Below are 15002 nucleotides of genomic sequence, written 5' to 3'. Positions count from 1 at the left end.
AGAGTGGCGAAAGGAGTAATCAGCGGACTGTCCGTACAGTCCGCTGGTCAGGAATAATCTGTCAGGGGGGGCTCTCGGTTTTGGGAAATGCGTTGATAGCGACCGCCAGGCAAACTGCCGACCTCGCCATTCATTTCCAAGTGCAGCAGCATCACCGAAACGACTTCAGCCGTCAAGCCGCTGCGCTCTACGAGATCGTCCAGAGCACAGGGATCGAAACCCATGTTCAGCAACAGCCCGTCGGCTTTGTCATGGTTCGCTGGCGGAGTCATGAGCTGGGCTGGAGCACTCACCCACTGCAGTTCGTCGAGTACGTCCTGAACGGTTTCGACGAGTTTTGCGCCCTGTTTGATCAATTGATGGCAGCCGCGCGATTGCGGGGAGTGAATCGATCCGGGAATGGCAAAGACCTCACGACCCTGCTCGGCGGCTCGGTGAGCGGTGATCAGGGAGCCACTTTCGATCGTTGCCTCGACCACCAGGGCGCCGCGCGAAAAGCCCGCGATCAGGCGATTGCGGCGAGGGAAGTTGGTCGCGAGGGGGGGAGTCCCCAGCCGAAACTCCGAAATGATCGTCCCTTTCGCCGCGATCTCACATGCCAGATCCCGGTTGGCGGCCGGGTAGAGCCGATCAATTCCGGTGCCGATGAATGCCACGGTATTGCCCGAAGCCTTCAGCGCGCCACGATGAGCAGCAGCGTCTATCCCCAAGGCAAGACCGCTGGTGATGGTCAGGCGAGCCTCGGCAAGAGCGGCGGCAAAGCGCTCGGCGTTCGTGATCCCTTGTGGTGTAGGGTTGCGGCTACCGATCATGGCCAAGGCCGCCGTGTTGAGCAGATCGAGACGGCCGCGAACGTAGACCAGTGTCGGTGGGTCGGGGATTTGCAGAAGAGCTTGGGGATATTCCGGGTCGGCCAGGCACAGCAGGTGATGACCGGGCTTCTCTGACCAGCAAAGCGCTTCCTCGACGCCGGCCTGATTATCCGTGTTGATCAAGAGGTTTGCCGCTTTTTCACCAACGACATGTCGCAAGGCGCTGCGATCGGCACTGAAGACGGCTTCCGGAGGCCCGAATGCGGTTAACAGCTTGCGCTGGGTCTCACCGCCAATACCAGGAATCAGCGTCAGTCGTAGCCAGTATGCCAACGACTCGGCCGCATTCATTCCTAGGGAGTACGGGCGAAGTCGTTGACGTCTACGGTACTTTGCGATTGCACCACCAGGCCGTACGATAGACGTTCGAATGTCCTGAAGACGAACAGCAAGCCAATCCGTTCCGGGGGAATCGGTATCATCACCTTGGTATCGTTCTCATCGCGCTCGACCACCGTACGATTGCGCTCCAGTGCCAGAACATGCCCAATCTCGATGCCGTCCCTGACGCCACGGTTGATCGTGACAATGGAGCCGCGGCCTGCTGTGTCGACGCCGCCATACACGGAGATCACTCGACCATTGACCTGAAAGTCGGGTTTGTGTGGCACGTAAGCAACCAGCGGAGGACGTATCGTCGGCAGCAGGCGATCGCCGCGACCGATCTCCTGCTTCATTGTCACCACTTCAAAGGTCGCGTACTTGCCGGGTTCGATCTGCCTTGCGGTGCCGAGATAGAAAGCCTCGTAACCGAGGATCTCCTTACTGACGGGATCCTGTAGCGGCTTGCCGTTGCGATAGATCTGCCAGTCCAGCCTGGACGGATCGGCGTCGGCAACATAGGCAAGATCACCATTGCCGATGTAGACCCGATCCTGCTGCGTCGCGATAATGCGCGCAGCCCGGTCGAGGCTGGCGACTTCGACAATCAGCGGGTCAGAAAGAAATGGCCTGATGACGTTCGGTGGGATCGCCGGGATTCCTTCCCTGATCATCGTCGAATAAATCTGCGGTACCAGGCGGGTGCTCCGCAAACTCAAGCGTGGCGAGCCCTGTGCATCGCGTTCGAGAACGATTACATCGCCAGGGAAGATGCGGTGCGGGTTCTTGATCTCTTCATCGTTCATCCGCCAGACTTCCGGCCATCTCCAGGGATCTTTCAGGAATTTTCCGGCAAGGTCCCACAAGGTGTCACCTGGCACGACGATATGGCGGCTTGGGGCACCATCAGCCAACTGGATTTCCTGCCCGGCGGCGCAACAGAGCGCACTGAGCATGGCCAGAATGAACGCGGACATAATGCGGATCATCGTGTTATCCTCGTAGGAGCGGTTGGGGAACTCCCGGTCGAGATTTCTGTCTCACGCCGTTGTTTACCCGGTCTGCTGCCGTAATCATCGCTGGCGTCGCGCCAACGACGTCGGCATTGTCAAGACACTGCGCCGGATTTTGCACGTAGTTACTTCTTCGATCAAGCATTTTATGTCTCTACTACCAATCCTTCGTTTTCCCGACCCACGCCTGAAGAAACTTGCTGCACGCGTTGAGCAGGTGGACGACAGTATTCGCCGTTTGGCACGTGACATGGCCGAGACCATGTACGAGGCGCCAGGCATAGGCCTTGCTGCCACACAGGTGGATGTGCACCAGCGCGTCATTATCATTGATGCTTCAGAAACCCGGGATCAGTTGCTGACCCTGGTCAATCCGGAAATCATTCTGCAGGATGGCTTGCAGATCTGTGAGGAAGGGTGCCTGTCGGTGCCCGGAATTTACGACAAGGTCGAGAGGGCTGAACATGTCGTCGTTCGCTATCTCGATCTGCAAGGACACGAACAGACTGTCGATGCAGTGGGGTTGCTGTCCATATGCCTGCAGCACGAGATCGATCATCTACGGGGACGAGTCTTTGTCGAGCATCTGTCGCAACTGAAACAGGTGCGCATCAAGAACAAGCTCGCCAAGCAGGCGAGAATCACCGCGTGAAACTCGTCTTCGCCGGAACGCCAGAGTTCGCTGCACTTGCCTTGCGGGCGATCATCGCAGCGGGACATCAGGTAGCGATGGTGCTGACCCAACCGGATCGCGCTTCCGGGCGTGGTCTCGCACTGCGTGCTTCGCCAGTCAAGCAACTGGCAGAGGCGATGGGAATCGAGGTCTTTCAGCCTCCGACCCTGCGGGACCCGATCGCGCAGGAGCGGATACGCGCAGTAACTGCCGAAGTGATCATCGTCGCAGCTTATGGCCTGATTCTCCCGCAGGCATTACTCGATATGCCCCCCTTCGGTTGCATCAATATTCATGCCTCGTTGCTGCCACGCTGGCGCGGTGCCGCACCGGTGCAGCGTGCGCTGCTTGCTGGTGACCGGGAAACCGGTGTGTGCATCATGCAGATGGACGCCGGGCTCGATAGCGGCCCGCTGCTGCTGTCGGCAAGGCAGCCGATCAACAAGGACGATACGGCATCTTCGCTGCATGACCGTCTGGCAGAGCAGGGCGCCAGGCTGATCGTCGAGGTGTTGGCGCGCTTGCCACTGCTGGCGCGTCCACAACCGGAGACAGGGATCACCTACGCCGCCAAGATCAGCAAGACGGAAGCCGCTCTGGACTGGCGTCTACCGGCAGCCCAACTGGAACGGCAGGTGCGGGCCTTCAACCCCTTTCCAGGCGCAACCTGTGTAATCGACGGCAGTGTGCTCAAGGTCTGGCGTGCCGAAGTGGTTGCCGGCGTCGGACTGCCAGGGGTGATTCTCGCTGCACAGCGAAGTGGCATCGTCGTGGCCTGTGCTGACGGGGCGCTGCTTCTCGCCGAATTGCAGAAGGCTGGTGGCAGGCGGCTCTCCGCTGCACAGTTCCTGGCCGGCACTCCGGTTGTGGAGGGTTCCCGGTGCGCGGTGAGCACGGCTTGAAATGCGGCATCGACTCCCCATCTAGCTGCTCACACGAGAACCAAGCTTGTCTGGAAGGAGGACTCTGCGATGCTCGGCAACTGGCTGAAAACGACTATCCTGATGGCCGCGATTGTGGCACTGTTCGGCTCTGTCGGAGCGCTCATGGGTGGCAAGACAGGGATGCTGCTGGCGCTGCTCTTTGGCGGCGCGATGAACTTCTTCGCCTACTGGTTCTCGGATCAGATGGTGCTCAAGATGTACAACGCGCGCGCGGTCGACGAAAGCTCGGCGCCGCAGTTCTACGGTATGGTCAGGGAACTTGCGCAGCGCGCAGCACTGCCGATGCCGAAAGTCTACCTGATCGATGAGGCGCAGCCGAACGCCTTTGCTACCGGTCGCAACCCGGATAACGCGGCGGTCGCGGCAACGACGGGAATTCTCCAGTTATTGTCGGCACGCGAGATCCGTGGGGTCATGGCGCATGAGTTGGCGCATGTTCGGCACCGCGACATTCTGATCTCGACGATTTCAGCGACCATGGCTGGTGCCATTTCTGCCCTGGCCAATTTCGCGGTATTTTTTGGCGGTCGTGATTCGGAAGGGCGTCCAAGCAATCCCCTGGCCGGCATTCTTGTCGCCTTGCTCGCACCACTGGCTGCCTCGCTGATTCAGATGGCCATTTCCCGGGCGCGCGAGTTTGAGGCCGATCGCGGTGGCGCAGAAATCAGTGGTGATCCGAGGGCACTCGCCGATGCCCTGGCCAAGATCGACGCCTACGCTCGCGGCATCCCGATGGCAGCGGCCGAGGCACACCCGGAAACTGCTCAAATGATGATCATGAATCCCTTGTCGGGCGGTGCGATTGCTGGTCTGTTCAGCACCCATCCGCCGACCGAAGAAAGAGTGGCACGGCTGCGGGCCATGGCCCGCAGCTAAGGTCCAAGGACAGCCGTGTTTCACGTGAAACATTGGCTGGCGTCGTCATGCATGCGCACTATCGCAACAACTGCCGCAGCAGTTCGGCAAGACGATAGCCGGCCTCGGTGACCCGGCGCTTTGCGATGGCCAGCGAACTTTCGTGAAATTCGGCGGTAATCGTTGGCACGCCATCGATTACCGGTGGATAGGCGTATTCGCTGGCAATCCGCCAGCTTTCATCAATCCATTGCTCTGACGTTGCCGTTACCGCAGCGGGCGCGAAGTGGCCAACCAATGCAATGGCGGCACTCTGCAATCCTTGGCCGTTCAGCCAGGGTGGCCCCGGCAGGTCGTCCCAATACCGGTGCAGATTCGTCGACGAGGAAGGCAAATGCAAGGGATTGCTGATCGTCACCTTGTTTCCGCCATGATCGCTTTGTCCGTCCGGGCCATAGCGGCTGGCAGCATGCAGCGGCTGATGGGCATCACCAACCAGGTGAATCAACCAGGGTAGTGCGTAGGCTCGCGCACTGAGCTTCGCCTTCCGGTCGCCGACCGTCTGGGCCAATGCCACCAGTTGGCGATCGATCAGGCCTGGCGACGGCAGAAGATTTTCGGATGGACCCAAGGGACGATCGACGTAATGCCAGCTCAATCGCCGTTCCATATCGGGGAAACCTGGCTGGGTCGATGTTGGCTCCTCTCTGTCGGCGGTATAGAAGCGCTTGTCGTGGCGTATGTCGTCAGGCCAGGTCGAGGCCTCGAGAAAGGCTGTCAAGTCGGGATCAGCACCATTGGCGCGCAACTGCCAGCGCTCGTAGTCCGGGTGTTGCCGCAGCAGTGCCGCCACCGCATCTCTTGTCGGCGCTTCCAGGCGTTCCCAGGCAATCAGGGCACTGAGCCGATGCCCGGCAGCATTCCAGGCCAAGGTCGGAGCAGCCAGAAGCAACAGCAAGCTCAGCAGCAACAGCCGCCGGAAGAATCTCGCAGACATCGTTTGTCTAGCGGTCAAGGCCGATATCGTCCTGTGAGGCTGGATCATCCAGTGGTTCGAGATGGGTAAATACCGACGTATGCGGCAGCGCTTGACGTATCTCGCGTTCGATATCTTCAAGCAGTTGATGACCATGGTCGATGGTCCACACACCCGGCACGAGGACATGCAGCGAGACGAAGCGGCGTGCACCCGACTCGCGGGTCCGCAAGGCATGGTAGTCGATACCCAGCGAACGATAGCGCTCCAGGATGTTGAGTACGAGTGCGTGCTGCTCCGGCGGAAGACTGCCATCCATCAGCCCCGTGGTCGTACGTTGCAGCAGGCGCCAGGCAGTCCACACGATATTGCTGGCGACCAGCAGCGCCAGTGCGGGGTCGAGCCATAACCATCCCGTGGCTGCCACTCCGGCAACGCCAAGGATCACTCCTGCGGATGTCCAGACATCGGTCAGCAGGTGGTGCGCATCGGCCTCGAGGGTGATTGATCGCTGTCGCCGGCCGGCAAGCAGCAGAATGCGGCCGACGACAAGATTGATTAGAGAGGCCAGCACCGATACCATCAGCCCAACCCCGATCTGCTCGAGTTCCTGCGGATGCAGAAGGCGCTCAATCGCGGCAATGGCGATTGCCGCTGCAGCAATCAGGATCAGCAGTCCTTCGAATCCACTCGAGAAGTACTCGGCTTTGCCGTGGCCAAAAGCATGTCCTTCATCTGCCGGCCGTTCCGCGACCGTAAGCATTGCCAGCGCCATCGCCGCTCCGGCCAGATTCACGACCGATTCGAGGGCATCCGAGAGCAGCCCGACGGAACCGGTAAGCAGCCAAGCCACTCCCTTCAGCGCAAGTGTGGCGAGAGCGGCAGCGATTGACAGCCACGCATAAGATTTGAGTGAGTGCGCATTCTTCATATGTGCATTATCGTCTGCCAGCGACCATCTCGCCATCCTCAGGCATCGTGCTACACTCAATGGATCCTCAATCGCCATGAATCCCGGCCTTGCCTTCTTCATCTACTTCGCCCACGGCACGCGCGCAGCGCGTGCGCAAACCGACACTTCCAGACCAGGGCACATCGTCGCGCTTCGCCGGACGGACGCCATCCACGCTCGCACCGGATTCGCTGGCCCTGAGCCTTTCACTGGCGGCGCGGGTGATTGCTCTGGTGCACACCGGACAGAGCCTGACGCAAGCGCTGACCATCCTCGGCGAAACGGCACCAGCAGCCCGTGCGGCGGCCCAGGACGTGGCTTACGGCAGCTTGCGCTGGTACGGATGTGGCGAGTTCATTCTGCGGCGCCTGCTGGCAAGATCACTGCCGCATCCGCAAGCGCAGGCACTTCTGCTGGGAGCGCTTTACCGTTTGCAGACTCGGCCCGAATCCGGATACATGGTGGTCGATCAGGCCGTGGCTGCGGCCGGCGAACTGGCGGGCGGCGCTTTCAAGGGCCTGGTGAATGGCGTGTTGCGCAATTATCTGCGTCAACGTGAGGCCCTGCATGCGGCCATGCTCGAAGAGGACGAAGCTGCACAACAGCACCCCGGCTGGTGGCTGGCACGCTTGCGGCGTTCCTATCCGGATCATTGGCAGAATATCGTCACGGTCGGCAATAGCCAGCCACCGATGACCCTGCGCGTCAATCGTCGGCGTGCCACCCTGAGCGATTATTCGACTCGCCTGCAAGAGGCAGGTTTGTCGGCCCGGCCGCTGGGAGGCGATGCACTGATCCTCGACAAGCCTGTCCCGGTCGATGCCTTGCCGGGCTTCGCCGACGGACTGGTTTCGATCCAGGATGTCGGCGCCCAGGGTGCGGTGCAGATCCTTGAACCACTCGCTGGTCAGCGCCTGCTCGACGCGTGTGCGGCGCCAGGCGGAAAAACCGGGCATCTGCTCGAAGTGGCAGACATTGACTTGCTGGCGCTCGACATCGACGGCAGTCGCACGCGCCTCATCGAGGACAACCTGCGGCGCCTTGGCCTGCAGGCAACGGTGCAGGTGGCCGATTGCCGATCCACCGAGCAGTGGTGGGATGGCCGGTTTTTCGACGCCATTCTTGCCGATGTACCCTGCTCGGCATCGGGAGTGGTGCGTCGGCACCCGGATATCAAGTACCTGCGCCGGGAGAGCGATATCAGACGCTTCGCTCACATCCAGACCGAAATTCTTGACAAGCTTTGGCCACTGCTAAAACCGGGCGGAAAGCTGCTCTACGCGACCTGTTCGGTTTTCCCTGAAGAGAATAAAGCGCAGATCGACGCCTTCCTTTATCGCCAACCAACCGCCATGCGGCTGGCCGAAAAAAGACTCCTGCCCCAGGAAGAACATGACGGATTCTTTTATGCCTTGTTACGGAAAGCTCTCTAGCTCCCTGTTCCTGGGACTACTGCTGCTATTGGTTTCCTCTGGCACGCGGGCCGCCGAAATCAGCGTCCGCAACCCGAACCTTTCCGCAGGCGACGACGGCTATACGCTGGCTGCAGACTTCAACATCAATCTCAATGCCCGACTCGACGAAGCAATAGCCAAGGGCATCACCCTGTACTTTGTCGTCGATTTCGAACTGAGCCGTTCTCGCTGGTATTGGCTGGACGAACAGGTGATCAGCCGCAGTCAAACCTATCAGCTTTCCTACCACGCGCTGACACGTCAGTATCGTTTGTCCAGTGGTGCCTTGCACCAGAGTTTCAGCACGCTCGACGATGCGCAGCGGATTTTGTCGCGTTTGCGCAACTGGCAGGTACTCGACAAGGGCTCGGTCAAGGCCGATCAGACTTATCTCGCTGCGGTGCGCATGCGTCTCGACCTGTCGCAAATGCCCAAGACCTTTCAGGTCAACGCCCTGGCCAACCGGGACTGGAACCTCTCCTCCGATTGGGCGCGCTGGAACTTCACGCCTGTCGAAACGGCTCCGTCAACCGTGACAGGCACCCCGACCTTGCTGGTTCCTTCCACTGACGCCAAATGAAAGCACTGATCGTCGCCGCCGCGTCGTTTGGCGGCATTCTGTTGTTTCTGCTGGCTTCGGCAAGCGCCAATACGGCGCTTTTTGCCAGTCACTATCCGTGGCTGCTCGGGCTGAACGCAATCGTCGCCCTGTCGCTCTTGGCGCTGATCGCATGGCAATTGCACGCACTTTGGCGAGAGCATCGGGCGCAGGTATTCGGCTCTCGCCTCAAGTTTCGCCTGATGCTGATGTTTGGCCTCATGGCCGTCCTTCCCGGGCTGTTGATCTACGCGGTATCGGTACAGTTTGTCACCAAGAGCATCGAGACCTGGTTCGACGTCCGCGTGGAAAAAGCCCTCGAAGCGGGATTGAACCTCGGTCGCAGTGCGCTAGACTCCTTGCTCGAGGATCTTGCGGTCAAGGGGCAGGCCATGGCGCTGGAACTCGGCGAACGTTCGGAAGTGCAGCGGCGACTCGAACTCAATCGCTTGCGCGAGCAGCATGGCGTGCAATCCGTTGCCTTGTTTTCGACCACTGGCGAACTGCTGGCGACGGCCACCGACGAACTGGCCAACCGACTGCCAGCACAGCCAGCACCCGAACAGTTGCGCCGCGCGCGCAGCGAGCGCAGGTACGCGGTCATTGAAAGCAACGGCGACAAGGACCTCAGCTTGCGCGTCCTGGTGGCCGTCGCACCACCGGGCCTCGGGGTCGAGACGCGCATCCTGCAACTCACCGAGCCGGTACCGGGAGCGCTCGCGCTGAACGCCGACAGCGTCCAGACCGTGTATGCTGACTATCAGGAACTCTCTTTGGGTCGCGAAGGGCTTACCCGCATCTACGCGATGACTCTCACGCTGACCGTACTGCTGGCCCTGTTCACCGCCATCGCGCTGGCTTTCGTGCTGGCCCGTCGTTTGTCGGCACCCCTGTCGATCCTTGCAGAAGGTACCCAGGCCGTGGCGGCTGGCGACTACACTCCTCGCCAGGCGATCTATAGCCGTGATGAACTGGGCATCCTGACGCGCTCGTTCAAACAGATGACCAGCCAGCTGGACGAGGCACGACGCGACAACGAGCGTCACCGCGCCGAGCTGGAAGCGGCACGAGCTTATCTGGAATCGATTCTGGCCAACCTGTCTGCCGGTGTCCTCGTTTTCGACCGACGCTTCGTGCTGCGGACGGTGAACGAGGGCGCACTGACCATCCTTGCCGACGACTTCACCAGCCTTCTCGGAGAGTCTGCCACAGTCTGGCCACGCCAGCAGGTTCTCGGTCAGGCCATCATCGACGCCTTTGCCGAGATCCAAGGTACGGAATGGCAGGAGCAGATCGAACTTGATCATCCTGACGGCCCGCCACAGATCCTGCTCCTGCGCGGGTCGCAGCTTCCGGATGAATCACACGGTGGCTACGTCGTTGTATTTGACGACGTGACGCGACTCGTCGCCGCCCAGCGCAGTGCCGCATGGGGCGAAGTGGCACGGCGGCTGGCGCACGAGATCAAGAACCCTCTGACACCGATCCAGTTATCCGCCGAACGCCTGCAGATGAAGCTTGCCGATCGTCTCAGCGGTACCGATGCCGAGATGCTCGCTCGCTCGACCCAGACCATCATCATGCAGGTACAGGCGATGAAAAGGATGGTCAATGACTTCAGCGACTACGCGCGCATGCCTGCGCCCGAGCTGGCCGTCGTCGACCTCAACGCGCTGGTCGTCGAGGTGCTTGGCCTCTACGAGACCTCGCGGGCCACGATCGAGCCAAATCTCGCGGCCAGGTTACCTCCGGTATGGGGCGACACCACCCAGTTGCGACAGATCATCCACAACCTGCTGCGCAACGCTGAAGAGGCGCAGGAGGCGGTGGATTCACCATCCATCGTGATTGGCACGCGCCGTACCGACAGTATGGTTGAACTGCTGGTCAGCGATCAGGGGCCTGGTTTTCCACCCGAAATCATCGCGCGGGTCTTTGAACCCTATGTCACCACCAAGGCCCGCGGTACCGGCCTGGGCCTGGCGATCGTCAAGAAGATCGTCGATGAACATCACGGCCGCATCCGAATCAACAATCGTCAGCCGATCGGCGCCGAGGTCAGCATCCTGTTGCCGCTGGCTGCTCTACCGACACCCAGGCGACGCGCAAGCCAACTTCCTTCCGAGGCCTGACCATGGCGCAAATACTGATCGTTGATGACGAAATGGGAATTCGCGAATTGCTCTCCGAGATTCTGGCCGACGAAGGTCACTCGGTGTGGCTGGCCGAGAACGCTGCAGCGGCGCGCAAGCTGCGCACAGACCGGCGGCCTGACCTGGTTCTGCTGGACATCTGGATGCCCGATACCGACGGAATTTCACTGCTCAAGGAATGGTCCGCGAGCGGTCTCCTGACGATGCCGGTGGTCATGATGTCCGGTCACGGTACGATCGACTCGGCCGTCGAAGCGACACGCATCGGCGCCACCGATTTCCTCGAGAAGCCGATCGCTCTGCAAAAACTGTTGCTCACGGTCAAGAAGGCGCTCAAGCACGAAACGGTACTGCTCAAGAAGCCCTTGACGCTTGATGCTTTTGCCCACTCCCCATTGCTCAAGGACCTCAAGAGGCGCCTTGAGCAGGCCGCGGCGAAAACCTCGGTGCTGCTCCTCAAGAGCGCATCCGGCAGCATCGCCGAAATTTGCGCGCGTACCTTGCAGACACACCGGGCGCCGTGGCTGGATCTGTCGACTTCGAGTGCGCCGCTGACGCAGGAAATGCTGCAGAATGCCAGCGGCGGCATCGTCTTCATCTCCGACCTCGCGCAGCTCGGAAAGCTGCAACAGATGAATCTGGTCTTCGCGCTTGAACGACTCGAAAGACACAATCTGCAGTTGGTCGCCGCTTCGACCCGCCCGCTGACAAACCTCGTCGATGCCGGCTGGGATCCGGTGTTGGTCAACCGCCTGGGTGAAGTCTGGGTGGCGCTGCCGCAGATCTCCGGCCATGCCGACGATGTTCCCGAGATTGCCTCCTTGCTGCTGGCCCATCTGGCCGAGCGCGGCGAGGTTCCGTTGCGGCATTTTTCCAGCGGCGCCCAGAACGCACTCCGTTTGCACCGTTGGCACGGGGAGTGGGCAGAACTGCTGACCACCGTCAAGAATCTCGCGCTCTCGGCACTCGACGAAGAAATCAGTGCCGATGACGTCGCCCGCATTCTGCAGATCGAGGTCAGGCAGATTGGTGCTCCTTTCCCACTACCGGCAATGTTTTTCGATCAACCATTGCGCGAGGCCCGGGAAGCCTTCGAAAGGATGTATTTCGAATACCACCTGACCGGCGAACGCGGTAGCATGACGCGTTTGGCGGAGAAGACAGGCTTGGAGCGCACTCACCTTTACCGCAAGTTGAAGCAGCTCGGACTCAATGTTGGCCGACGCGGCGACGAGCGCGAGTAGAGTCTAACCGTCAAGGCTGTCAGGGAGATCAACAACCATGCGTATCGTCATACTCGGCGCTGGCCAGGTGGGTGCCAGCGTCGCCGAAAGCCTCGTCTCTGAAAACAACGATATCACGGTGGTCGATAGCGACCATGAGAGGCTGGCGCATTTGCAGGATCGCCTTGACCTGCAAACGGTCGTCGGCAACGCAGCGCATCCGTCGGTACTAGCCAATGCCGGTCTGGACGACGCCGACCTGCTGATTGCCGTGACCCAGAGCGATCAGACCAATCTCGTCGCCTGCAAAGTGGCACACAGCATTTTCAACGTCCCGGCGCGGATCGCTCGTCTGCGGGCACGCGATTTCCTGGACAGCGAAAAGCTCCTGTCCCCGGAAAATTTTGCCGTCGATTACGCCTTGTGTCCGGAACATGTGATCACCGAGTACATTGCGCGCCTGGTCGATTTCCCGGAAGCACTGCAGGTCCTGAGTTTTGGCAGCGGCCGTCTGGCGCTCGTCGCCGTGCGTGCCTACTCCGGCGGCCTGCTAGTTGGTAGCCCGATCAAGGAAATGCCCAATCATCTGCCACCGGGAATCGAGGGAAGGATCGCTGCGATCTATCGCCGTGACGGGGCGATCACTCCGACTGGCGATACGATCATCGAAGATGGCGACGAGGTATTCCTGTTGGCCGCCGAGGAACACATTCGAACCGTGATGCGCGAACTGCGACGCTCGGTGGAGCCCGTCCGGCGGGTGATGATTGCCGGTGGTGGTAATATCGGGCTGCGCGTCGCCCAGGCGCTCGAGAACAAGTGCCAGGTCAAGGTCATCGAGCTAGACCGGCGCCGCGCCGAGTTCGTGGCCACCTCCCTCAAGTCGGTGCTGGTACTCAACGGTGACGCCACTGACGAAGAGTTGTTGCAACAGGAAGCGATCGACGAAATGGATCTCTTCCTGGCGCTGACCAGCGATGATGAAGACAACATCATGGCCGGGTCGCTGGCCAAAAGGATGGGCAGCAAGCGGGTGGTGGCACTGATCAACCGGCGCGCCTACGCCGAACTGGTTCAGGGTGGGCCGATCGACATCGCGATTTCACCAGCGCAGGTATCGATCGGCACGCTGCTGACCTATGTCCGTCACGGTGATGTGGCACAGGTCCATAGTCTGCGCCGTGGCGCTGCCGAAGCGCTCGAGATCGTCGCGCACGGTGAACAGAAGAATTCGAAAGTGGTTGGCCGGCGCATCGGTGAGTTGCCGGAAATTGCTGGCGCATTCATCGCGGCGATCGTGCGCGATCTCGACAAGAGCCAGGATATCGGTTTTCTCGGCCTGGCCAAACAGAAGCAGATGGGCCGGGTACTGATCGCCCACAAGGATGTGGTGATCGAGTCCGGAGACCACGTGATCGTCTTCTGCCTCGACAAGAAGGTGGTCAAGCAGGTGGAGAAGCTGTTTGCGGTCGGTTTCCATTTCTTCTGAGAGGCATTGCCATGCAACGCTATTACCCGGTCATTCGGGTTCTCTCGCTGGTGATCTGCATGTTCGGGCTGACCATGCTGGTTCCCTGGGCCTTGTCCTGGGCGACGCATGACGGAGCCGAGAGTGCTTTCGACGAGGCGGTCCTGCTGACCGTCGGTACTGGCCTGGGACTGTGGTATGTAACCCGCAAAGAGAAGCGTGATCTGACGATTCGCGACGGGTTTCTGATGGTCGCACTGGTGTGGACGGTCTTGCCGGTCTATGCCGGACTGCCTCTAATGATCCAGCTCAATGCGAGTTTTACGGATGCCTATTTTGAAGCGGTCTCCGGACTGACCACGACCGGCGCGACAGTCTTCGAGGGACTGGACACGCTGCCGGTGTCGATCAATTTCTGGCGTTGCCAACTGGTCTGGCTCGGCGGCATGGGCTTGATCGTTCTGGCGGTAGCCATCCTGCCTTTGCTCGGAATCGGCGGCCGCCAGATGTTCAAGGCCGAAACACCGGGGCCGATGAAGGATTCGAAGATGACCCCGCGCATGGCAGAAACGGCCAAAGGCCTGTGGGTGGTCTATACGCTGATCTCGATTTGCTGCACGCTGGGCTACCATTGGGCCGGCATGACCTGGCTCGACGCGCTCATGCACATGTTCAGCACCATGGGACTTGGCGGCTTTTCCAGTCACGACGCGAGCTTCGGATTCTTTGATTCACCGGCGATCGAAGCCGTCAGTATCCTATTCATGCTGATTGCGGGCTGCAATTTTGCAACCCACTATGTCGTTCTTTCGGGTCGTTCGCTGCGTCCTTATGTAACCGATCCGGAAGCTGGAGCCTTTCTCCTGGTAAGCATCGGCAGTGTCATCGCAATCGCCGTCTTTCTCGATGTGCATGAGGTGTATCCGAACTTCTCCGAGGCGCTCAGGTTTTCGGCCTTCAATGTCGTCTCGATCGCAACGACCACCGGTTATGCCAATACCGATTATGCGCTGTGGCCTTTCTTTGCTCCTTTGTGGATGTTGTTCCTGTCGAGCTTTGCGACCAGTGCGGGTTCGACGGGTGGCGGCATCAAGATGATCCGCGCCATCGTGCTCTACAAACAGGTCTACCGCGAACTGACACGCGCCATGCACCCCAACGCCGTACATCCGATCAAGATTGGCAGTGAGGTGATGCCCCCCAACATTCTCTTCGCGGTATTGGCCTTCGGCTTCATGTACATGGTGTGCATCGTGTCGATGACGCTAGCGCTTTCCTTCTCCGGACTCGAGATCATCACCGCCTTCTCGGCAGTCGTCGCAAGCATCAACAATACCGGTCCGGGTCTCGGCGAGGTCGGTCCGGCGACCAATTTCGGTGGTCTGTCAGACTTCCAGACCTGGGTGTGCACCTTTGCCATGCTCCTCGGTCGCCTCGAAATCTTTACCCTGCTGGTGGTCATGACCCCGGCTTTCTGGCGCAAGTAAGGGCGAAAGGCGG

13 protein-coding genes are annotated in these 15002 nt (G+C 60.2%); 9 read left to right on the top strand and 4 right to left on the bottom strand.

The window, feature by feature from the left end; all coding sequences use genetic code 11:
* Window positions 1-47 precede the first annotated feature (47 nt).
* A complete protein-coding gene (dprA, locus tag V5B59_RS16260) occupies window positions 48-1163 on the bottom strand; it encodes a DNA-processing protein DprA (protein WP_034915029.1) in 1116 nt (371 codons plus the stop codon).
* 2 nt (window positions 1164-1165) lie between these two features.
* Window positions 1166-2182, bottom strand: a complete 1017-nt coding sequence (locus V5B59_RS16255) for a LysM peptidoglycan-binding domain-containing protein (protein ID WP_034915027.1) — start codon at window positions 2180-2182, stop codon at window positions 1166-1168.
* A gap of 172 nt (window positions 2183-2354) precedes the next feature.
* On the opposite strand from V5B59_RS16255, the gene def reads away from it, so the two are divergent.
* The 3 genes from def to htpX all read left to right on the top strand — a co-directional run bounded on the left by def (window position 2355) and on the right by htpX (window position 4699).
* The gene (def, locus tag V5B59_RS16250) at window positions 2355-2858 is read left to right on the top strand and encodes a peptide deformylase (protein ID WP_034915026.1); all 504 of its coding nucleotides are present in this window, start codon (window positions 2355-2357) and stop codon (window positions 2856-2858) included.
* Window positions 2855-3781: a methionyl-tRNA formyltransferase gene (fmt, locus tag V5B59_RS16245; RefSeq protein ID WP_034915023.1), complete on the top strand. Its 927-nt coding sequence runs from the start codon at window positions 2855-2857 to the stop codon at window positions 3779-3781. The genes def and fmt overlap by 4 nt, the downstream gene beginning before the upstream one ends.
* 69 nt (window positions 3782-3850) lie before the next feature.
* Entirely contained in the window at window positions 3851-4699 is an 849-nt protein-coding gene (gene htpX, locus V5B59_RS16240; protein ID WP_034915021.1) for a zinc metalloprotease HtpX, read from the top strand.
* A 58-nt stretch (window positions 4700-4757) separates the two neighbouring features.
* Here the strand turns inward: htpX and V5B59_RS16235 are convergent, their stop codons facing one another.
* Together V5B59_RS16235 and V5B59_RS16230 are read right to left on the bottom strand one after the other, a co-directional pair.
* Window positions 4758-5693, bottom strand: a complete 936-nt coding sequence (locus V5B59_RS16235; RefSeq protein ID WP_169070762.1) for a S1/P1 nuclease — start codon at window positions 5691-5693, stop codon at window positions 4758-4760.
* Window positions 5683-6585, bottom strand: a complete 903-nt coding sequence (locus V5B59_RS16230) for a cation diffusion facilitator family transporter (protein WP_034915016.1) — start codon at window positions 6583-6585, stop codon at window positions 5683-5685. The genes V5B59_RS16235 and V5B59_RS16230 overlap by 11 nt, the downstream gene beginning before the upstream one ends.
* Before the next feature lie 89 nt (window positions 6586-6674).
* On the opposite strand from V5B59_RS16230, the gene rsmB reads away from it, so the two are divergent.
* Genes rsmB through V5B59_RS16200 form a run of 6 tightly spaced genes read left to right on the top strand, consistent with a single transcriptional unit; the run spans window position 6675 to window position 14989 of the window.
* Window positions 6675-8039 (top strand): 16S rRNA (cytosine(967)-C(5))-methyltransferase RsmB, encoded by a 1365-nt coding sequence (gene rsmB, locus V5B59_RS16225; protein ID WP_332352034.1) that lies wholly within the window; start codon window positions 6675-6677, stop codon window positions 8037-8039.
* Window positions 8014-8640 carry a DUF4390 domain-containing protein gene (locus V5B59_RS16220; protein WP_169070761.1) on the top strand — a complete coding sequence of 209 codons (627 nt, stop codon included), beginning with the start codon at window positions 8014-8016 and terminating at the stop codon, window positions 8638-8640. The genes rsmB and V5B59_RS16220 overlap by 26 nt, the downstream gene beginning before the upstream one ends.
* The gene (locus V5B59_RS16215) at window positions 8637-10790 is read left to right on the top strand and encodes a sensor histidine kinase (protein WP_169070760.1); all 2154 of its coding nucleotides are present in this window, start codon (window positions 8637-8639) and stop codon (window positions 10788-10790) included. Before V5B59_RS16220 ends, V5B59_RS16215 begins: the two co-directional genes overlap by 4 nt.
* Window positions 10791-10792: 2 nt before the next feature.
* On the top strand, window positions 10793-12055 hold the full coding sequence (locus tag V5B59_RS16210) for a sigma-54-dependent transcriptional regulator (protein ID WP_169070759.1): 1263 nt from the start codon (window positions 10793-10795) through the stop codon (window positions 12053-12055).
* Between the two features lie 37 nt (window positions 12056-12092).
* Window positions 12093-13523: a Trk system potassium transporter TrkA gene (gene trkA / locus V5B59_RS16205; protein ID WP_169070758.1), complete on the top strand. Its 1431-nt coding sequence runs from the start codon at window positions 12093-12095 to the stop codon at window positions 13521-13523.
* Between the two features lie 11 nt (window positions 13524-13534).
* Window positions 13535-14989, top strand: coding sequence for a TrkH family potassium uptake protein (locus V5B59_RS16200; protein WP_169070757.1), 1455 nt, complete (start codon window positions 13535-13537; stop codon window positions 14987-14989).
* Window positions 14990-15002 lie beyond the last annotated feature (13 nt).

The organism is Candidatus Accumulibacter contiguus (assembly GCF_036625285.1).
Lineage (GTDB): Bacteria > Pseudomonadota > Gammaproteobacteria > Burkholderiales > Rhodocyclaceae > Accumulibacter > Accumulibacter contiguus.
Note: the sequence above shows the minus strand (reverse complement) of the source record. Positions and strands in the feature narration are given on the sequence as shown.

Excerpts from the sequence above, each read along its gene's own strand:
- dprA (WP_034915029.1), bottom strand. The coding sequence starts at position 1,163 with ATGAATGCGGCCGAGTCGTTGGCATACTGGCTACGACTGACGCTGATT.
- V5B59_RS16255 (WP_034915027.1), bottom strand. The coding sequence starts at position 2,182 with ATGATCCGCATTATGTCCGCGTTCATTCTGGCCATGCTCAGTGCGCTC.
- def (WP_034915026.1), top strand. The coding sequence starts at position 2,355 with ATGTCTCTACTACCAATCCTTCGTTTTCCCGACCCACGCCTGAAGAAA.
- htpX (WP_034915021.1), top strand. The coding sequence starts at position 3,851 with ATGCTCGGCAACTGGCTGAAAACGACTATCCTGATGGCCGCGATTGTG.
- V5B59_RS16230 (WP_034915016.1), bottom strand. The coding sequence starts at position 6,585 with ATGAAGAATGCGCACTCACTCAAATCTTATGCGTGGCTGTCAATCGCT.
- V5B59_RS16220 (WP_169070761.1), top strand. The coding sequence starts at position 8,014 with ATGCCTTGTTACGGAAAGCTCTCTAGCTCCCTGTTCCTGGGACTACTG.
- V5B59_RS16215 (WP_169070760.1), top strand. The coding sequence starts at position 8,637 with ATGAAAGCACTGATCGTCGCCGCCGCGTCGTTTGGCGGCATTCTGTTG.
- V5B59_RS16210 (WP_169070759.1), top strand. The coding sequence starts at position 10,793 with ATGGCGCAAATACTGATCGTTGATGACGAAATGGGAATTCGCGAATTG.
- trkA (WP_169070758.1), top strand. The coding sequence starts at position 12,093 with ATGCGTATCGTCATACTCGGCGCTGGCCAGGTGGGTGCCAGCGTCGCC.
- V5B59_RS16200 (WP_169070757.1), top strand. The coding sequence starts at position 13,535 with ATGCAACGCTATTACCCGGTCATTCGGGTTCTCTCGCTGGTGATCTGC.